The organism is Flavobacterium pedocola (genome assembly GCF_053764385.1).
On sequence record NZ_JBSNCR010000005.1, the window covers coordinates 65,356 to 84,037 of the forward strand.

The window sequence follows — 18,682 nt, forward strand, 5'->3', positions numbered from 1 at the left end:
ATCATGAAATCAATTAAAAAAGTAATTCTCGGCTTAATTTTGTTTTTCTCATTCCAATCCATCGGACAGGTATCGGTTAATGTAAATATCGGTACACCTCCGCCATGGGGACCGGTTGGCTATGTGGAAGCACGTTATTATTACATACCGGATATTCAGGTATATTATGACGTCAGTACATCGATGTTTATTTATATGGGACCACGAGGTTGGATTCATGTACACACTTTGCCCAGCCGTTACGCCTATTATGATTTGTACGGAGGCTATAAAGTAGTATTGGATTACAGAGGAGACAGACCTTACCGCTACTATAGTGTACACAAAGTAAAATATCCGAAAGGCTATAAAAAATACCATCAAAAGCCATACAAAATGAAAGGCGACCAGGGTTACCACTCCGGACATCATAAAAACAATCCTGGACCTGGAATAAGAATCGGTGACGGCGGACATCAGGACCATGGAGGTGGAAAACATGGAAAAGGTCATGGTGACGGCCACGGAAAAGGAAAAAATAAATAGACAAATAACCCATTAAATGAAAGAGCAAGGCTAACCACCTTGCTTTTTTTTTATTTAACAAAAAAACGACAAGCACTGTAAACAAAGGTAAAAGAAAGTATTTTAAACATTTAATTGAATATTATTTTCATTCAAAATTCATTTTTGGCACGGTCCTTGGATTTAGCTAAACAACAACACAGAAAGGTTTAATTAAAATATACGATTATGAAAGCTATCAGATTTTTACTCGCAGGTTTATTTTTAATGACATTAAGTGCAAAAGCTCAAGTATCGGTTAACATAAATATAGGGGCGCCTCCGGCATGGGGTCCTGTTGGTTATGCCGAAACAAGATATTATTACCTGCCGGACATTGAAGTATACTATGATATCCCATCAGCAATGTTTATCTATTTTGATGGAGGCGGATGGATAAGAGCAGCTTACTTACCGTACCGATACAGACATTATGATTTATATGGTGCTTACAAGGTTTGTTTACACGACTACGGCCCAAACCCATATGTTTACTATAAAAGACATAGAGTAACATACTATCACGGGTACAGAGGAGCATATCAAAGAACCGTAGGGGTTCGCCCTCAAGTAGTATACAACGGCCCGAGAGAAGGTTATTACAGAGACCGTGACGGAGACCGTGATGATAACAGAAGAGATTATTACAGAGACCGTGATGACAGAAGAGACGACAACAGACGTGATTACTACAGAAACGATAATCGAAACGAAAGACAAAACAACGATTACAGAAACGATTACCGAGGCGGGCGCGAGAATGGAAATGGCGGAGGGCATAACCCAGGACGCGGAAACGGAAACAACGGAAACGGAAACGGCAGAGGCCACGGAAAAAGAGGTTAAAACTAATTATCACCTTAGTAAGGCAGGACTTAAACAGTTCCTGCCTTTTTTAATTTACTGTTAAATAAAGCACAGCAACAACCTATTTGATTATCTTTGAAAGACAGGAATAACACTACAATTCACTATGAAGAAGCTTAGCTTACTTTTCTATACGATTACTTTATTTATATCTTCACAAGGGTTTGCCCAGCAGCCTCAAAAACCAAGCACTGCGGACATTTACCATCAGCTTGAAAAATTGAATTTCTTAGGTTCCGTATTGTATGTGGCGGCACATCCCGATGATGAAAACACCAGGCTTATTTCCTACCTCTCCAACGAAACCAAAGCCAGAACCGGTTATTTATCCTTAACCCGAGGTGACGGCGGCCAAAACCTTATCGGTACGGAATTACGCGAACTTTTAGGGATTTTACGGACACAGGAACTTTTGGCAGCAAGAAGAATCGACGGTGGCGAGCAGTTTTTCAGCAGAGCCAATGATTTCGGCTATTCCAAAGAACCGGAAGAAACCTTTGAAATCTGGAACAAAGAAGAGATTTTAAGCGATGTGATTCTGGCCATCCGAAAATTCAAACCCGATGTTATCATCAACAGATTCAACCACAGAACACCGGGCACAACGCACGGACATCATACCGCTTCGGCCATTTTAAGCATGGAAGCTTTTGACAAAACCAATGATGCTTCCGTTTTTCCTGAGCAACTTACCATGACTTCCGTTTGGCAGCCAAAACGTTTATTTTTCAATACTTCCTGGTGGTTTTACGGTAGTGAGGAGAACTTCAAAAAAGCCGATAAAAGCAATTTAACAAGTATCAATACCGGTGTTTTTTATCCGTTGAAAGGAAAAAGCAATGGCGAAATAGCCGCTTTGAGCAGAAGCCAGCACCAATGCCAAGGTTTCGGAAGTACCGGAACACGAGGAAACGAGCCGGAATACTTGGAATTTCTTAAAGGTGATATTCTAAAAGACAAGACCAATATTTTTGACGGCATCAACACAACCTGGTCAAGAGTTAAAGGTGGTGAAGCTATAGGAAAAATACTGTATGACGTTCAAAAGAATTTCAATTTCAGAAATCCGGAAGTTCATTTAACCAAACTGATGGAAGCTTATCAGCTAATCTGTCAATTAGAAGACGAACACTGGAGAACGCTGAAAAAACAGGAACTGGAAAACATCATCAGCGCGTGCTGCGGTTTATATCTTGAAGGCGTGGCATCGGCACAAAACACAAACCCTAACGGAGAAATCACTTTAAAACTTGAAGCGATCAACAGGAGTAATGAAGCCATCGAAATCGAATCGGTTAACTTTTTGAATACCTTGATTGTTGCCGATAAAAAATTAGAAGCTAACGTAGCTTTCAAAACCGAAAAGCAAATTCAGATTCCATCGGATAATTTATTTACAACACCGTATTGGCTTAACAATCAAGGAACTATTGGTTTGTTTGCGGTAGCCGATAAAAACAACATCGGAAAACCGGAATCCGATTACCTGAAACTGCAATGGAAAGTAAAAATCTGTGACATCCCGATTACGCTTTACAAAAACATCGTTTACAAATTCAACGATCCGGTTAAAGGCGAAATGTATCAGCCTTTCGCGATATTACCTGAAGTTACTACCGAGATCCTGAACAAAGTTGAACTTTTCCCTAACAACCGTAAACACAAAATATCAGTTAAAGTAAGAGCCGGAAAAGACAACTGTAAAGGTGAAGTGCTCCTGGATTTACCAGCCGACTGGAAAGTCTATCCTAAAACCATAGCGTTTGAATTACCGCAAAAAGGCAGTGAGAAAACCGTTTCGTTTGAAGTGACGCCTCCATCCTATCCTACTGAAGCTATTGCAAAAAGTATTGCGGTTATCAACGGCATCCGTTACAATAAAAAACTGGTAACTATAGATTATCCACACATTCCGTTGCAACAGATTTTATTACCGGCCGAAGCTAAATTCAATAAAATTGAAATCGAAACCCGAGGCAGTAATATCGCTTATATCATGGGGGCCGGCGACGAAGTTCCGGAAAGTTTACGCCAGATGGATTATACAGTAACGATTCTTGAACCGGAAAAAATCACTCCGGAAAACCTTCAAAACTATGATGCGGTTCTGGTGGGCATCCGCGCTTACAATACTGTTGAAGCCTTGAAATTCAAGCAAAAAACTTTGTTGGATTATGTAAAAAACGGCGGAACAATGATTGTACAATACAACACCACCGGAAAATTAGTGACCAACGATTTTGCGCCTTACGAACTGAAACTTTCCCAGGACAGGGTTACTGAGGAAAACGCAAACGTGACCTTTACAAACCCGAAACATCCTGTTTTAAACTTTCCGAACAAGATAACCGAAAAAGACTTTGAATGCTGGATTCAGGAACAGGGCTTGTACTATCCTAACAAATGGGCAAAAGAATTTGAAACCGTTATTTCTTCCCACGACAAAGGAGAAACACCAAAAGACAGCAGTTTACTAATCGCAAAATACGGCAAAGGGCATTATATTTATACCGGATTGAGTTTCTTCAGGGAATTGCCCGAAGGTGTACCGGGAGCTTTCCGTCTGATGGCTAATTTGATTGCGATTGGGAAGTAAAGAGAATAGAAGCAAGAGACAAGAGAAAGATTTTATATCTTCAATTTTGAAACTCAGCAACTTTAAAAACAAAACTATGAAAGAACAGGAATTCAAGTGGAAAAGAAGTTATACGATAGTGTTGCTGCTCAACGCTTTCTACATTTTGTTGTTCTATTTTCTAATGCAAATGTACGCTTAAGATATGCAGCTAATTGACTGGATCGTTCTATCGGTAACACTACTTTTCATCGTAATATACGGAGCCTGGAAAACCAAAGGCAGTAAAAACGTAGAAGAATTCATCCTCGGCAACAACGAAACCCCATGGTGGACCGTCGGGCTTTCCGTTATGGCTACACAGGCCAGTGCCATTACGTTCCTTTCCACACCCGGACAGGCGTATCATGACGGAATGGGCTTCGTGCAGTTTTACTTCGGATTGCCTATTGCGATGGTAGTCATTTGCATCACTTTTATTCCGATTTACCATAAACTCAGGGTTTTTACCGCTTACGAATTTCTGGAACAGCGTTTTGATGTTAAAACCCGCTCGCTGGCTTCCATCCTATTCCTGATTCAGCGCGGATTGGGAACCGGTTTGACCATTTATGCTCCGGCGATCATCATGTCGGCTTTATTGGGCTGGAACCTTACCCTGATGAATGTTGTTATCGGAATCATGGTAATCATTTATACTTTTTCCGGCGGAACCAAAGCGGTAAACGTTACCCAAAAACAACAGATGTTCGTGATCATGACCGGAATGTTCATCACCTTCTTTCTTATTTTAAGCTACTTACCTGAAGAATTAAGTTTCAGCAACGCCTTAGGAATTGCTGGCGCCAACGATAAAATGAACATCGTGGACTTCTCTTTCGATCCGGAAACCCGCTACACGTTTTGGAGCGGAATCACCGGTGGATTCTTTTTGGCCCTCTCCTATTTCGGAACCGATCAATCACAGGTTGGACGTTATCTGACCGGGAAAAACATAAGAGAAAGCCAGATGGGGCTTATCATGAACGGCTTGTTGAAAGTACCGATGCAGTTTTTCATATTGCTTACCGGGATAATGGTATTTGTGTTCTTTCAGTTTCATAATTCGCCGTTGCATTTTAACCCGACCAATAACGAATTGGTAAAAAAATCGGCACACAAAGCTGCATACGAAAAACTGGAAAAGCAACTGGAAGCCGTTCAGAATGAAAAGAAAGAAATCAGTATGTTGTATGTTGGCCAGTTAAACCAGGATTTTGACAATCCCATCCTGCAACAGAAAATGGTTTCACTTTCCGGTAAGGAAAAAGATTTGCGAGAGCAGGCCAAAGAAGTGATCAGCAAAGTGGACGAAAAATCCGAGACCAATGACAAAGACTATGTTTTCCTATATTTCATCCTTAACTTTTTACCTAAAGGATTAATTGGATTATTGTTAGCGGTAATCTTCTCGGCAGCGATGTCTTCCTCTGCTTCGGGTTTAAATGCATTGGCTTCCACGACTACCATCGATATCTACAAAAGAAACGTCAAAGCTGATAAATCAGAAAAACACTTTGTAACGGCCACCAAACTTTTCACTTTAATGTGGGGTATCATCGCTATTTTATTTGCCTGTGTGGGAACACTTTTTGAAAACCTGATTCAGTTGGTAAATATTGTAGGTTCCATATTCTACGGAACTGTGTTGGGGATTTTCCTTGTGGCTTTCTATGTAAAATTTGTAAAAGCAAAAGCGGTTTTCTGGAGCGCAGTGTTAACCCAACTTACCATCTTTTATATTTACTACCTGGACATTGTGAGTTTCTTATGGCTAAACTTCATCGGAGCTATGATGACCATTATTATAGGAATTCTGTTCCAGAGTTTTTTAAAGACCAAAGAGTAAATAAAAAAGGCTGTCACAAAAATCATGACAGCCTTTTTTGAAAAAATAACTATTATTTTTTAGTCCATTCTGAGATGGAATCTTTGTTCATTTTTACATAATCCTGGTTGTTTACTTTTTCAGCAGCAGCCAATGATAATTTTGCTGTTTCAACCGCTCCTACTTTATCGCCGTTTTTAGCCAGAACAAGTGATTTTAAACGTAAATACCAGAAAGGTGTTTCTTTTTCTTTAGTCATATCACAAGCTTTGTTAACCCAAACCAAGGCTTTCTTCATATCGCCGTTAGATTGGTACAAATACTGTGCAGAAGCGAAATAATCGTTTGCTGTCGGTCCAGCCAAAGTAGCTTCAATACTCTTTAAAGCCACCTTTTGTGTAGGAACTTCAAATTTCACGGGAATTAGGGTTTTTTCCCATGACAATTCTAAATAAGCGTAATCGTTATCAACGTTATTAACTCCGATAGTAAACGTTTCTACTTTTCGGCTTAAATTTTCAGGTTTTACAATGGTTCTTACGGCAACATTTGCCTCGTCCCATTTTTCAGGTAATCCCCAGTTATCCGTGTTGCTGTAAAAAATAACTTCCCAACTGTCTGCTTTTGGCAACGTATACAAAGCATACTTCCCTTTTTTAAGGATTTTACCATCAATCGTTACATCTTCACTGAAAGCAATTATTGTATTGGCATTAGCTCCTGTTCTCCATAATTTACCATAAGGCACCAATTCTCCGAAAACGGTTCTGCCTTTGATACTCGGACGGGAATATTCAATGTCTACATTAGTTAAACCAACGGTCTGTTCAACCTTGGAAACAGGACTCGCCTGCGGTGTCTTTACCTGAGCCTGCATCGCCAGTGTGGCAAATGCAAAAACAGCTGTAAGCACTATTTTTTTCATAAGATAATATCGTTAATTTGATTTGAAACGAAAATAGAAAAAAATCCGACTGCTAAATGTTAAGAATAGCATAAATACAAATTAAATAACAATCCAACATTATGTAACTTTACAAAAAAAAAGATGTTTTCCATAACAACACGTCAAAAATTACCGATTACCCTTGAAGAAGCGTGGGCCTTTTTTTCCGATCCCAAAAACCTCAATACCATTACACCTGAAAACATGAAGTTTAAAACATTATCCGGTGATGAGAGGAAAATGTTCGAAGGACAGATTATCCATTATAAAATCTCACCTTTTTGGGGCGTCACAATGGAATGGGTAACCGAAATCAAACACCTGAAGGAGAAGGATTATTTTGTAGACGAACAACGCTTCGGGCCTTATAAATTCTGGCATCACAAACATTTTTTTAAAACTGTTGACGGTGGCGTGGAAATGGAAGACCTGGTACATTACAAATTACCATTTGGGTTTCTCGGCAAACTTTTTCATCCGATACTGGTAAAACCGAAACTCGATGAAATCTTCAAATACAGAAAACAAAAACTTACCGAACTTTTCGGGGAATTTAAACCGTAACGACATGACACTATTCTGGTTCCGAAGAGATTTGCGCCTTGAAGATAATACGGCACTTTTCCATGCTTTAAATGAGAATGAAGCCGTCTTGCCTGTTTTTATTTTCGACACCACCATACTCTCCGAATTGGAAAACAATGACGCCCGCGTTACCTTCATCCATAAACAATTACAAACCATTCAGGCAAAATTACAGGAAACAGGAAAATCACTAGCGGTTTTCCATGGAACGCCGGAGACAGTTTTCCAAAAACTGATTACCGAAAACAAAATCACTACTATTTATACCAATCACGATTATGAACCTGGAGCCCGTAAGCGCGACAAAGCAATTCATCAGCTTTTAAAAGAAAAAGAAATAGCTTTCAAAACCTGTAAGGATCAGGTGATTTTTGAAAAAAGTGATGTAGTTAAAGACGATGGCAGCCCGTATGTGGTTTTCACTCCCTATTCCAGAAAATGGAAAGAAAAACTGAGTAAAATTCAATTGGTTTCGTATCCTTCGGAAGATTTGCTTCAGAAGATTACAGAACATTCTTATCCCTTTTTAAATTTGGAAGCTATTGGTTTTACGGAATCAGCTATTGAACCAAAGCCTTTCGACATATCTGAAAAACTGATTGCTCATTACGAGGAAACCAGAAACTTTCCGGAAATTCCGGGGACTTCTATGCTTGGTGTATATCTTAGGTTTGGAACGGTTTCCGTCCGTAAACTGGTAAATCTGGCCAGAACATCCCAAAACGAAACCTTTTTAAACGAACTGATTTGGCGGGAATTTTTTATGCAAATCTTATGGCATTTTCCGCATACGGTCAACCGAAGTTTCAAAGATAAATACGATGCAATCCAATGGAGTAACGATGAAACATTATTCCAAAAATGGTGCGAAGGCAAAACCGGATATCCTTTCGTGGATGCAGGCATGCGCGAACTCAACACGACCGGGCACATGCACAACCGTGTACGCATGATCGTGGCAAGTTTTCTTTGCAAACATTTACTGATAGACTGGCGCTGGGGCGAAACCTACTTTGCGCAAAAACTATTGGATTACGAACAATCCAGCAATGTCGGCAACTGGCAATGGGCTGCCGGATCAGGTGTAGACGCTGCACCTTATTTCCGGATTTTCAACCCAACGGAACAGATTAAAAAGTTTGATAAGGATTTGGCATACATCAAAAAATGGGTTCCGGAGCTTGAAACGGCAGAATACCCGAAACCTATTGTCGATCATAAGGAAGCCCGTGAAAAATGTCTACAGGCTTATAAAAGAGCTGTTGGGTAAACATTCCCCTCCTTTGGAGGGGTGGCCGTAGGTCGGGGTGGTTTAAGAATATTCTTTGATGATAAAATCTTCTAAATTTTTTAAAACATTTTCTAAATCATGCAGTACTCTAAAGTCTGTAGTTCTAAAAACTTTAAGACCACATGAAATTAAAAATTCTTCACGACTCTTATCATAATCCTCTTTACCATTATGACTTGTCCCATCAATTTCCACTACTAATCCAAGAGCTTTCACATAAAAATCTACTATATAATTACCAATGATTCTTTGGCGATCAAAATCTATATTATGAAACTTTTTTCTGTGAACTTCTTTCCAAAAAACAACTTCTGAAAAATTACCGATTTTGCGTAAATTCCTTGCTCTTTCTTTCAAACTAGGATTATATGGCAAATTTTCAACAAAATTTCTGTAAATAATAATAGTACTAATCGATGTTAACGCAACTTTATCCATAAACCACCCCACCTTTCAGGCACCCCTCCAAAGGAGGGGAAAGCTTAAACCAGACCTTTTATCTTTTCAAAATCGATTTCATCAAAATCGTGGATAAGATAATCCGCTAGGGTCAAATCCTGGTGTTTGGAATTGTCACTGTGATACCCAATGCAGAAAATGTCGGCAGCTTTTGCAGCTTTTACGCCGTTAGTACTGTCTTCGATAACGATACAGTGTTCTTTTGGTGCTTCAGACAAAGAAGCTGCATGAAGAAAAATTGTCGGATCCGGTTTGGATTTTGGGAAATCTTCGCCACTTACCGTATGGGTGAAATATTGGTACAAATCGAAACGGGTGAAAACACGGTTAATCGTACTTTTCGAAGCCGATGACGCTAAAATAAGCTGCATTCCGTTGGCATGAAGGTTTTTGATTAAAGCTTCCACGCCGGATATAAGTTCTAAATCAGGTTTGGTATCGAAAGCCTCGTTGAACAAATGGCGCTTGCGCAGCACCAGTTCTTCTACATCATGATCAAGACTGAAAGTATCTTTAATCTTCTGAAAAACATTACGGGTGGAATTCCCTGTAAAAGAAGCATATAACTGCTCGGAAACTTCAATCCCTAATTCATTAAAATGCTGGAAGTAAGCGTATTTATGAACGGGTTCTGTATCGACGATTACGCCGTCCATGTCGAAAATTACTGTTTTAATCATTGTTGTTGTGTTGTAAAGTTGCAAAGGTAAACATATTTGTGGATTTGAAAATTTGGGGATTTGGTTATTTGGGTTTTGGTTATTTGGAAGAAGTGATGTTGGCAAATACAAAAATGGCTTCCTCCCTAGCCCTGATGGGAGCGGTCTCGTTATTTGTAACGAGATAAAGCGGACAGCAGGATTTACCATTCCCGACACAAAACAACCATTCGCTCCAACTCTTTAACTCATAATTCATAACTTATAATTCATAATTTATAATTCCATTAAACCATTTCCCTTATCTTTAGTCTTACCAACAAATCGATTTCACTTGCAGGACGAAAAAGCCTTTATCGCTGAATTACTCAACCCTAAAACGCAGAATGACGCGTTTCGGAAGTTAGTGCGCGAATACCAGCGTCCGTTGTACAATCACATCCGGACTATTGTTCTGAATCATGACGATACCGATGATGTGCTGCAGAATACCTTTGTGAAAGTGTTTCAGAACCTGAAAAATTTTAAAGGTGAAAGTAAACTGTTTTCCTGGATGTACCGAATTGCCACCAATGAAGCGATAACGTTTATCAACCAACGGGCTAAAAAACAGGGCGTTTCCAGCGAAGAAGTTCAGGAAAAAGCGATTAACAGTTTACAGGCCGATGTGGATTATGACGGAGACGAAATTCAGTTGAAACTCCAAAACGCCGTCGCGACACTTCCGGAAAAACAACAGTTGGTTTTCAAAATGAAGTATTTCGAAGAAATGAAATACGAAGAAATGTCGGAAATACTGGAAACAACGGTTGGTGCTTTGAAAGCCTCCTATTTCCATGCCGTGAAGAAGATTGAAGAATTTTTAAATACGAATTAAACCTTTTGAATGTATTTTTGTCTTATGGATATGAAGAAGTTTGATTTACATAACGACCCGAAAATCGAAACCGGTTTTAAAATTCCCGAGAATTATTTCGAGAATTTCGAAGACCGATTGATGCAACAGCTTCCCGAAAAAGAAGTTCGTGTGGTTTCGCTATGGCAAAAAAGAACCACCTGGATTTCGGCCGTTGCCGCTGTATTTGTAGTGAGTTTTGGCATTTGGATGTACAATACTTATCAAAGTACTGAAATGAGCATCAGTACCGAACAATATCTTGCGTATCAAAGCGATATTACCACCGAAGACATAGCCATGCAATTAACCGACGAAGACATTTCTTCGATTGAAAAAGACCTTGGCCTTTACGGAACCGAATCCGAAACTTATATTAATGAATACCCCGAATAATATGAAAAAAATTATCACCATACTGTTACTTGTAATCACCGTGAGTGTTTTTGCACAAAACCGAAGACAGGAACGCATCGACCGCATCAAAGCGCTTAAAGTGGCTTTTATTTCAGATCGTCTGGATTTAAAACCGGAAGAAGCTGAAAAATTCTGGCCTGTTTTCAATCAATATGAAGAACGTCAGATGGAACTTCACAAACAGAAAAGACAGTTGATGCACAAACTTCGTCCGGAAAACACAACCGGCTTATCCGATAAGGAAACGGCTGCACTTATGGAACAGGACGATCAGCTGGAAACCGACATGCAGAACAACAAAAGAAAACTTACCAAGGATTTACAAGGTGTAATCCCGAGTCAAAAAATACTGATGCTGAAACAATTGGAAATCGAATTCAAAGAAAAATTGCTACAGCAGATGAAAAACAAAAAAGAGAGAATGAAATAATAGAAAAGGAGCTGAATGCTCCTTTTTTTATTTAAACCTAAAACGTAAGATTTTTTTATTACCTGCCACAATCGCAGTTTTATTGTCTACGAAACGGATAGTGAACAAATCTTTGTAATCGGCAATTTTACTCCAGGTTTTTCCCTTATCAAACGAATAAAAAACACCGGATGCACCAACGGTAACCAACTCATTTCCATTACTTCCCGGCACGAACTGCACACAGGAACCGTAACCGTAACCTTCGTTTTCACCAACCTTGCTCCAGGTTTTTCCGCCGTCTAGGGTTATGATTTTGTTGCCGAAATTCTGTTGTGGTTTTTCATAATCGCCACCGGTAGCAAAACCGATAGTCTCATTGTAAAAATCGGCTGAAAATATTCCGGTCATGGTACTTCCCTGAAGAATCGGGGTGTCGATTACGCTCCATGATTTTCCCTTATCTTCCGAATAAAAAACACGGGACTTTTTCCCTCCGGAAACTATCCAGGTTTTATCGCCTTGGATATTAATATTAGTATTACTGGCCGCAAAAAATGCTTCTCCTTCGTCTAATTTCGGTAAATGATCACAGATTGTTTTTTTCCAGGTTTGGCCGCCGTCTCTGGTGATGATCAGCGAAAAACAATCTTCGGTCGGATCCCCTACGGCAATTCCTTCGTTATCGTTCCAAAACTGAATGGCATCGTAAAATACCTTCTCGCCTTTTTCTTCATACACCAATTGGGTTTCCTTACCATCTTTGGAAATACGGTACAATAAACCCGGATTCGCTATGCCTAATACGAAAACATTGTCTTTATTCTGAGCCATGCTTCGGAATTCCAACTTCAGGCTGTCTTTTTTGATATTACCCACAAATTGTTTACCGTTGGACAGATTGATACTGCCGTAATTTCCGTTATTGGCAGCATACCAGACTTTATCGTTATCGATTTCCAAGGCTCTGATGCTTAATTTTTCAGCCAATAACGTATCGATTTCAACCGAAGTAAAACTTGGTTTCAACACCGCTTGTGGTTGTTCTGCAGCAGAAACGGTTTCTTTTTTGGAACCGAATACCGATTTCACGTTACAGGAAAAACATAAAAAAAAGCTGATTACGACAACGACTCTTCGCATTCGAAAGGAATTTAGAAAAGCTAAAGTACGAATTTGCTTTAGATTTTCTTGTCTTTTCCGTCGAGCATGTAAATCCAGATCATTCTTGAAAAACGGAAATTGAAAGTACTCATTACAATGGACAGCATTCCGATTAAAACCACTATGGTGAGATAACTGTCTATGAACTGATTAGCAATCAGAAAGAATACAACCATTTCAGCTACCGTCACGGCATAACTCACAAACATCGATCCGAAGAAATATCCTGGCTCTTTTTCAAATTTGTGCTGACAATGTGAGCAGTGCGTATTCATTTTCGGCAATCTCAGCAGGAAGATGTTTCCTTTTTCTGCAAACACTTTTCCTTCACCACACTTCGGACATTTTTCTCCTAAAACATTTACTAAAACTGACATAACTATTTTTTTATACAAATTTCGGCAGATTTCGGTTTAATGCTATAAACGATTTACGCAAATATTTGTACTTTTAGGACATATTTAAATATTCAATTGTCATGAAGAATTTTGCCGTTTTAGACATTCAGCACTTTGAATCTATAAAGAAAAGAAAAGAATTCTACACAAATACGATTGAAAATCATTTAATTACAGCCCACAAAAACATCCATAAACCACACAAGCACAATTTTTATTTAACTGTACTTTTTACTCATGGACAAGGTTTTCATGAAATCGATTTTACACGTTACGAAGTAAAATCAGGAAGTTTGTTTTTTCTGAATCCGGGACAAATGCACCATTGGGAATTATCGGATGATATTCAAGGGTTTATCTTTTTTCACACCCAATCGTTTTATGATCTGCATTATTCTCAAAACCGTGTGAACCACTTTCCGTTTTATTACAGTGTGCAGAATTCACCTTTATTGCAACTGGAAGAAACTCAAATTGGTTATTTCAGTCAGTTGTTCAGGCAGATTAACACTGAAAATCAATCCGAAGCACTCTTCAAAAACCAAAAACTGATTTCCTTAATCGATTTGGTTTATATTGAAAGTACGCGATTGTACCTTCAAACCAACGAATCGGAAGTAATTGCACAAAACAGCTATTCCAACACGTTTCAGAAATTGGAACAACTCATTGAGCAACACTACAAAACCGAAAAATCACCTTCCCAATACGCAGATTGGCTGAACATTTCGGCAAAGCACCTTAACCGGATCACCCAAAACATGGTAGGCAAAACTTCAACGGATATGATCCTGGAAAGGGTTTTTCTGGAAGCCAAACGGGAACTCATCAGCAGGCAATTCAATTTCAATCAGATCGCAACAGATTTAGGCTATGACGATTATGCTTATTTCTCAAGGCTTTTCAAGAAAAAATGTAACGAAACACCGTCCGAATTTATAAAACGCTATAAATAAGCTTTTGCCAAATAATTTACTATCTTTGCGGGCTTATTTTTTTACACAATGAGATTACACCGTAATTTAGTTTTTACCGTTATTGATTCGCTTATGGCGATTTTCAATGAAGAACAATATGCCGATAAAGTAGTAGCCTTTGCTTTGAAAAAAGACAAACGCTGGGGAAGCCACGACCGAAAATTCGTTGCCGAAACCATCTACGAAATCGTTCGTTGGAAACGACTATATGCCGAAATTGCCGAAGTAAAAGAACCTTACGACCGTGACAACATCTGGAGAATGTTTGCGGTTTGGGCGGTTTTACGCGGCTATACTTTACCGGACTGGAAATACTTCGAAAGCACGCCGGCCCGTAAAATCAAAGGACGTTTTGACGAATTGTCAAGAATCAGAAAGTTCAGGGAATCCATTCCGGATTGGATGGACGAATTGGGTGTAAAAGAATTAGGTGAAGACCTTTGGAATAAGGAAATCGCAGCTCAAAACGAACAGGCAAGGGTAATTCTTCGTGTAAATACTTTAAAAACCACCAAAGAAAAATTACGTGCGATTTTGATGGATCTGAACATCGAAACCGATTTCAATAAAGAATACCCGGATGCTTTAATTTTAAAAGAAAGAGCCAACGTATTTTTGACCGATGCTTTCAAAGACGGTTTGTTTGAAGTACAGGATGCTTCTTCCCAATTGGTAGCTCGTTTTCTGGACGTGAAACCCGGAATGCGTGTTGTAGACACTTGTGCCGGTGCAGGCGGAAAAACATTACACATTGCTTCTTTAATGGAAAACAAAGGCCAATTAATCGCAATGGATTTGTACGAAAGCAAGCTAAAACAGTTAAAACTTCGCGCAAAACGTAACGGAGCATTCAACATTGAACCGCGTGTTATTGAAGGTACCAAAACGATTAAAAAACTTCACGAAAAGGCAGACAGGGTTTTAATTGACGCACCCTGCAGCGGTTTAGGAGTTCTAAAACGTAATCCGGACAGCAAATGGAAACTACAGCCGGAATTCATTGAAAACATCAAAAAAGTTCAGGCGGAAGTTTTGGAAAACTACTCCAAAATTGTGAAGCCGGGAGGCAAACTTGTGTACGCCACCTGTTCAGTCTTACCCTCTGAAAATCAGGAACAAATTAAGAAATTCTTAAACACCGAAAGCGGAAAAAACTTTAACTTTGTTAAGGACATAAAAGTACTGGCGTCAGAATCCGGATTTGACGGATTTTACATGGCTTTATTAGAACGTAAAATGTAACCCAAATACTTTCAATTAAACCCCAATTTAATATGAAAAAAATCTTTACAATATTTTCAATATTGAGCGTTGTCGCCGGCTTTGCTCAAATCCCGTCCGGATATTACACCTCGGCAAACGGGTCTGGTTATGCGCTTAAAACCCAGTTAAAAAAGATCATCGATAATGTTAACGACGGTTTAGCCTCAGAACATTTACATAGCGATCAAGGATATCCTGCTTTATGGAATTTATATACCCAGTCGGCCTGGAGAGACAATTATTATGAGAACAACAGTTCTTTGTTAGACATTTATTCTGAAAAACCAGCCGGAGCAGACAGTTACGAATACACATCAACCAGTCAGCAATGCGGATCCTATTCAGGCGAAGGTGATTGCTACAACAGAGAACACTTAGTACCACAGTCCTATTTTGATAATTTCGCTGTTGACCCTATGAAAAACGATCCTTTTCATGTTTTCCCAACAGATGGAAAAGTAAACGGCGACAGGAATAATTTACCTTTTGGAGTAGTTGCTTCCGCAAGTTACACTTCATCAAACGGATCTAAAAGAGGTGCAAATACCGTGAATGGATATTCTGCATACAGCGCCACTGTTTTTGAACCAATCAATGAATTTAAAGGTGATGTGGCCAGAGCATTTTTCTATTTTGCCACACGTTACGAAGATTCAATGGATGACTTCTACAACACAGCAAACGCTTCCACCTGTGAAGCAAAAAATATGTTTGACGGCTCTATAAACAAAGTTTTCTCAGACAACTTTATTCTGCTTTTAATTAAATGGCATAGAGCAGATCCGGTTTCAGCTAAAGAAATTGCTCAAAACAATGCTATTTACGCTTATCAAAACAATAGAAATCCATTCATTGACCATCCGGAATACATTTGCGCAATCTGGCCTTCGCAATGCGCAACTGTAGATGTTCTTGCAACAGATTCATTTAATAGTTTAGCTGATATTTCTATTTATCCTAACCCGACTTCCAACAACAAAATCACCATCAGCACTGAAGTTGAGTTAGACGAAATCGAATTGATCAACATTAACGGGCAGGTTATTCAGCACATCAGCAAACCGAACAACATTCAAGGCACTTACACACTTGAGAGCTTACCACAAGGTTTCTTTTTTGTAAAACTTACTTCGATCGACAATCAGACAACTACTAAAAAAATATTGGTTAATTAGATTCCAAACTTTTTAAAATCCACCATTTCGGTGGATTTTTTTATATCTGTTACCATGAGACGACTTTCCAACATAGGTATTTTAATCACATCCTTATTCGGCTATATGGAATGGGGAGCCAACAACGATTCTTTTCTTTTTGAGGCACAATATGAAATACTATTTGGGCACCATAATTTTATTGAATCTATAACGCATCCAATTATTCTGTTCAGTATAAGCGGACAACTCTTGATTTTGCACTGTGCCATAAAAAACAACTCTTCTAAAAAAACCAATATTGCCGGATTGATTTTGTTAAGCCTTATTATGCTGTTAATTATCCTTGGAGGCTCTTTATCTTCAAATACAAAAATGATTCTTTCCACAGTTCCCTTTCTTTTCTTCGCGGCACTGCTCATTATTGCCATAAAAAAAGAGAGACCAAAAGCCTCTCTCTAATTATTCAATTCTGTTATTTAATCGTTCATTGAAATCAGGAACTCTTCGTTGTTTCTGGTTTTCTTAAAGCGGTCGTTGATGAATTCCATTGCTTCAACCGGGTTCATATCGGCTAAATATTTACGCATGATCCACATACGCTGGATGGTATTATCATCTAACAACAAATCATCACGACGCGTACTTGAAGACGTAAGGTCGATCGCAGGGAAAATACGACGGTTGGCAATCTTTCTGTCCAACTGTAATTCCATGTTTCCTGTTCCTTTGAATTCTTCGAAGATAACCTCGTCCATTTTTGAACCGGTTTCGGTTAATGCTGTTGCTATGATACTCAAGGAACCACCGTTCTCAATATTACGGGCCGCTCCGAAGAAACGTTTTGGTTTTTGTAATGCATTAGCATCCACACCCCCACTCAATACTTTACCGGATGCCGGCTGAACAGTATTATAAGCTCTCGCCAAACGCGTAATCGAGTCTAATAAAATCACTACATCGTGACCGCATTCCACCAAACGTTTTGCTTTTTCCAGAACGATATTGGCAACTTTTACGTGTCTTTCCGCAGGTTCATCAAAAGTGGAAGCAATAACTTCCCCTCTAACGCTTCGCTGCATGTCGGTTACCTCTTCCGGACGCTCGTCAATCAATAAAACTATAAGATAAACTTCCGGATGGTTGGCCGCAATGGTGTTGGCGATATCTTTCAACAACATCGTTTTACCGGTTTTCGGCTGTGCCACGATCATACCACGTTGTCCTTTACCAATTGGAGAGAACAAATCGATGATTCGGGTAGATATAGTACTTTGCTTTTCAGCTAATTTGAATTTTTCTTCCGGGAAAAGCGGAGTCAAATGCTCGAAGGAAATACGATCACGAACAACCTGAGGGTCGTGTCCGTTGATTTTCAACACTTTTACCAATGGGAAGTATTTCTCACCTTCTTTTGGCGGACGTACCACCCCTTTTACGGTATCTCCAGTCTTCAGACCGAACAAACGAATTTGGGATTGCGACAGGTAAATATCATCCGGAGAAGCTAAGTAATTGTAATCTGAGGAACGTAAAAATCCGTAACCGTCAGGCATCATTTCCAAAACGCCTTCACTTTCAATAATTCCGTCGAACTCATAATCAGGTTCTCTGAAATTCTGTTTTTTGTTTTTCTGGTTTGGGTTTTGATTTTGATTGGGGTTCTGATTCTGGTTCTGGTTCTGTTGGTTTTGAACCGGTACCGGTGTTTCAGCTTTTTCAGCTGCAGGTTCTTCTACAGTATCCGTATTTTGGGTACGGGGCTGGAAATTCGGATTGTTTTCCTTGTTGAAACGCGGCTTCTGCTGAAAATCTTTCTTCTTCACAAAAGGTTCACGCTTATTATCTTTAACGTCCTTAACCTCTTTTTCTTTTTCTTTTTCAATTTCTTTCTCTTCCGCTTTTGGTTCGGCCGGAACTTCTTTTGGAACAATTGGAGTCGGAACTTCTTTTGGAGCAGTTCGTGCCGTGGCCGGTGCTTCCGGGCTATTTGTTATACGTGCTCTTTTCTGTTTTTCAGATTTAGGCGTCTGTTTAACTTCCTGCGCAGGTTTTGCTGGCTCAATAACATTGGGATTCGCTGCCTGAAGATCTAAAATCTGGTAAATAAGCTCCTCTTTCTTAAGATTCCTGAATTTATTGATTTTAGCAACTTTGGCAATTTCCTGAAGCTCAGACAGCTTCATTTCTTTTAACACATCGATATCAAACAT

The 18,682-nt window shown here is 39.3% G+C and carries 19 protein-coding genes; 13 read left to right on the forward strand and 6 right to left on the reverse strand.

Annotated features, from left to right (window positions below):
* The first annotated feature begins 3 nt into the window (after positions 1 to 3).
* From ACWPKD_RS12550 to ACWPKD_RS12565, 4 genes are all read left to right on the forward strand, one after another.
* Positions 4 to 525: a hypothetical protein gene (locus tag ACWPKD_RS12550; RefSeq protein ID WP_455413027.1), complete on the forward strand. Its 522-nt coding sequence runs from the start codon at positions 4 to 6 to the stop codon at positions 523 to 525.
* Between the two features lie 207 nt (positions 526 to 732).
* Positions 733 to 1,389, forward strand: coding sequence for a hypothetical protein (locus tag ACWPKD_RS12555; protein WP_455413028.1), 657 nt, complete (start codon positions 733 to 735; stop codon positions 1,387 to 1,389).
* 127 nt (positions 1,390 to 1,516) lie between these two features.
* Positions 1,517 to 4,006, forward strand: coding sequence for a PIG-L family deacetylase (locus ACWPKD_RS12560; RefSeq protein ID WP_455413029.1), 2,490 nt, complete (start codon positions 1,517 to 1,519; stop codon positions 4,004 to 4,006).
* A 184-nt stretch (positions 4,007 to 4,190) separates the two neighbouring features.
* Positions 4,191 to 5,873, forward strand: coding sequence for a sodium:solute symporter (locus ACWPKD_RS12565; protein ID WP_455413030.1), 1,683 nt, complete (start codon positions 4,191 to 4,193; stop codon positions 5,871 to 5,873).
* A gap of 52 nt (positions 5,874 to 5,925) precedes the next feature.
* On the opposite strand, the gene ACWPKD_RS12570 is transcribed toward ACWPKD_RS12565, so the two are convergent.
* Positions 5,926 to 6,777, reverse strand: a complete 852-nt coding sequence (locus ACWPKD_RS12570) for a DUF2911 domain-containing protein (protein ID WP_455413031.1) — start codon at positions 6,775 to 6,777, stop codon at positions 5,926 to 5,928.
* Between the two features lie 123 nt (positions 6,778 to 6,900).
* On the opposite strand from ACWPKD_RS12570, the gene ACWPKD_RS12575 reads away from it, so the two are divergent.
* Positions 6,901 to 7,362 (forward strand): SRPBCC family protein, encoded by a 462-nt coding sequence (locus ACWPKD_RS12575; protein WP_455413032.1) that lies wholly within the window; start codon positions 6,901 to 6,903, stop codon positions 7,360 to 7,362.
* A 4-nt stretch (positions 7,363 to 7,366) separates the two neighbouring features.
* The gene (locus ACWPKD_RS12580; protein WP_455413175.1) at positions 7,367 to 8,653 is read left to right on the forward strand and encodes a cryptochrome/photolyase family protein; all 1,287 of its coding nucleotides are present in this window, start codon (positions 7,367 to 7,369) and stop codon (positions 8,651 to 8,653) included.
* A gap of 42 nt (positions 8,654 to 8,695) precedes the next feature.
* On the opposite strand, the gene ACWPKD_RS12585 is transcribed toward ACWPKD_RS12580, so the two are convergent.
* Together ACWPKD_RS12585 and ACWPKD_RS12590 are read right to left on the reverse strand one after the other, a co-directional pair.
* On the reverse strand, positions 8,696 to 9,112 hold the full coding sequence (locus ACWPKD_RS12585; RefSeq protein WP_455413033.1) for an endonuclease domain-containing protein: 417 nt from the start codon (positions 9,110 to 9,112) through the stop codon (positions 8,696 to 8,698).
* Positions 9,113 to 9,156: 44 nt separating this feature from the next.
* Positions 9,157 to 9,813 carry an HAD family hydrolase gene (locus ACWPKD_RS12590; protein ID WP_455413034.1) on the reverse strand — a complete coding sequence of 219 codons (657 nt, stop codon included), beginning with the start codon at positions 9,811 to 9,813 and terminating at the stop codon, positions 9,157 to 9,159.
* A gap of 313 nt (positions 9,814 to 10,126) precedes the next feature.
* On the opposite strand from ACWPKD_RS12590, the gene ACWPKD_RS12595 reads away from it, so the two are divergent.
* Genes ACWPKD_RS12595 through ACWPKD_RS12605 form a run of 3 tightly spaced genes read left to right on the forward strand, consistent with a single transcriptional unit; the run spans position 10,127 to position 11,534 of the window.
* The gene (locus ACWPKD_RS12595; RefSeq protein WP_455413035.1) at positions 10,127 to 10,669 is read left to right on the forward strand and encodes an RNA polymerase sigma factor; all 543 of its coding nucleotides are present in this window, start codon (positions 10,127 to 10,129) and stop codon (positions 10,667 to 10,669) included.
* Positions 10,670 to 10,678: 9 nt separating this feature from the next.
* A complete protein-coding gene (locus ACWPKD_RS12600; RefSeq protein ID WP_455413036.1) occupies positions 10,679 to 11,083 on the forward strand; it encodes a hypothetical protein in 405 nt (134 codons plus the stop codon).
* A gap of 1 nt (position 11,084) precedes the next feature.
* A complete protein-coding gene (locus ACWPKD_RS12605) occupies positions 11,085 to 11,534 on the forward strand; it encodes a hypothetical protein (protein ID WP_455413037.1) in 450 nt (149 codons plus the stop codon).
* A 27-nt stretch (positions 11,535 to 11,561) separates the two neighbouring features.
* Here ACWPKD_RS12605 and ACWPKD_RS12610 read toward each other — a convergent pair whose 3' ends face one another.
* The gene (locus ACWPKD_RS12610) at positions 11,562 to 12,656 is read right to left on the reverse strand and encodes a WD40/YVTN/BNR-like repeat-containing protein (RefSeq protein WP_455413038.1); all 1,095 of its coding nucleotides are present in this window, start codon (positions 12,654 to 12,656) and stop codon (positions 11,562 to 11,564) included.
* A 38-nt stretch (positions 12,657 to 12,694) separates the two neighbouring features.
* Positions 12,695 to 13,054 (reverse strand): DUF983 domain-containing protein, encoded by a 360-nt coding sequence (locus ACWPKD_RS12615; protein ID WP_455413039.1) that lies wholly within the window; start codon positions 13,052 to 13,054, stop codon positions 12,695 to 12,697.
* Between the two features lie 101 nt (positions 13,055 to 13,155).
* Between ACWPKD_RS12615 and ACWPKD_RS12620 the strand changes: the two genes are divergently transcribed.
* The 4 genes from ACWPKD_RS12620 to ACWPKD_RS12635 are packed head-to-tail and all read left to right on the forward strand — an operon-like array spanning position 13,156 to position 16,931.
* Complete coding sequence (locus tag ACWPKD_RS12620) at positions 13,156 to 14,031, forward strand: helix-turn-helix domain-containing protein (RefSeq protein WP_455413040.1); 876 nt, start codon at positions 13,156 to 13,158, stop codon at positions 14,029 to 14,031.
* Between the two features lie 48 nt (positions 14,032 to 14,079).
* Entirely contained in the window at positions 14,080 to 15,294 is a 1,215-nt protein-coding gene (locus ACWPKD_RS12625) for an RsmB/NOP family class I SAM-dependent RNA methyltransferase (protein ID WP_455413041.1), read from the forward strand.
* Between the two features lie 32 nt (positions 15,295 to 15,326).
* The gene (locus ACWPKD_RS12630; protein ID WP_455413042.1) at positions 15,327 to 16,490 is read left to right on the forward strand and encodes an endonuclease; all 1,164 of its coding nucleotides are present in this window, start codon (positions 15,327 to 15,329) and stop codon (positions 16,488 to 16,490) included.
* A 54-nt stretch (positions 16,491 to 16,544) separates the two neighbouring features.
* Positions 16,545 to 16,931 (forward strand): hypothetical protein, encoded by a 387-nt coding sequence (locus ACWPKD_RS12635; protein WP_455413043.1) that lies wholly within the window; start codon positions 16,545 to 16,547, stop codon positions 16,929 to 16,931.
* Positions 16,932 to 16,948: 17 nt separating this feature from the next.
* Here ACWPKD_RS12635 and rho read toward each other — a convergent pair whose 3' ends face one another.
* Positions 16,949 to 18,682 carry a transcription termination factor Rho gene (gene rho, locus ACWPKD_RS12640; protein ID WP_455413044.1) on the reverse strand — a complete coding sequence of 578 codons (1,734 nt, stop codon included), beginning with the start codon at positions 18,680 to 18,682 and terminating at the stop codon, positions 16,949 to 16,951.

Bases quoted from the DNA above. Each gene is read 5' to 3' on its own strand.
- ACWPKD_RS12600 (WP_455413036.1), top strand. From the start codon at position 10,679: ATGTATTTTTGTCTTATGGATATGAAGAAGTTTGATTTACATAACGAC.
- ACWPKD_RS12605 (WP_455413037.1), top strand. From the start codon at position 11,085: ATGAAAAAAATTATCACCATACTGTTACTTGTAATCACCGTGAGTGTT.
- ACWPKD_RS12610 (WP_455413038.1), bottom strand. From the start codon at position 12,656: ATGCGAAGAGTCGTTGTCGTAATCAGCTTTTTTTTATGTTTTTCCTGT.
- ACWPKD_RS12615 (WP_455413039.1), bottom strand. From the start codon at position 13,054: ATGTCAGTTTTAGTAAATGTTTTAGGAGAAAAATGTCCGAAGTGTGGT.
- ACWPKD_RS12625 (WP_455413041.1), top strand. From the start codon at position 14,080: ATGAGATTACACCGTAATTTAGTTTTTACCGTTATTGATTCGCTTATG.
- ACWPKD_RS12620 (WP_455413040.1), top strand. From the start codon at position 13,156: ATGAAGAATTTTGCCGTTTTAGACATTCAGCACTTTGAATCTATAAAG.
- ACWPKD_RS12565 (WP_455413030.1), top strand. From the start codon at position 4,191: ATGCAGCTAATTGACTGGATCGTTCTATCGGTAACACTACTTTTCATC.
- ACWPKD_RS12630 (WP_455413042.1), top strand. From the start codon at position 15,327: ATGAAAAAAATCTTTACAATATTTTCAATATTGAGCGTTGTCGCCGGC.
- ACWPKD_RS12580 (WP_455413175.1), top strand. From the start codon at position 7,367: ATGACACTATTCTGGTTCCGAAGAGATTTGCGCCTTGAAGATAATACG.
- ACWPKD_RS12555 (WP_455413028.1), top strand. From the start codon at position 733: ATGAAAGCTATCAGATTTTTACTCGCAGGTTTATTTTTAATGACATTA.
- ACWPKD_RS12570 (WP_455413031.1), bottom strand. From the start codon at position 6,777: ATGAAAAAAATAGTGCTTACAGCTGTTTTTGCATTTGCCACACTGGCG.
- ACWPKD_RS12560 (WP_455413029.1), top strand. From the start codon at position 1,517: ATGAAGAAGCTTAGCTTACTTTTCTATACGATTACTTTATTTATATCT.
- ACWPKD_RS12550 (WP_455413027.1), top strand. From the start codon at position 4: ATGAAATCAATTAAAAAAGTAATTCTCGGCTTAATTTTGTTTTTCTCA.
- ACWPKD_RS12575 (WP_455413032.1), top strand. From the start codon at position 6,901: ATGTTTTCCATAACAACACGTCAAAAATTACCGATTACCCTTGAAGAA.
- ACWPKD_RS12635 (WP_455413043.1), top strand. From the start codon at position 16,545: ATGAGACGACTTTCCAACATAGGTATTTTAATCACATCCTTATTCGGC.
- ACWPKD_RS12585 (WP_455413033.1), bottom strand. From the start codon at position 9,112: ATGGATAAAGTTGCGTTAACATCGATTAGTACTATTATTATTTACAGA.
- ACWPKD_RS12590 (WP_455413034.1), bottom strand. From the start codon at position 9,813: ATGATTAAAACAGTAATTTTCGACATGGACGGCGTAATCGTCGATACA.
- rho (WP_455413044.1), bottom strand. From the start codon at position 18,682: ATGTTTGATATCGATGTGTTAAAAGAAATGAAGCTGTCTGAGCTTCAG.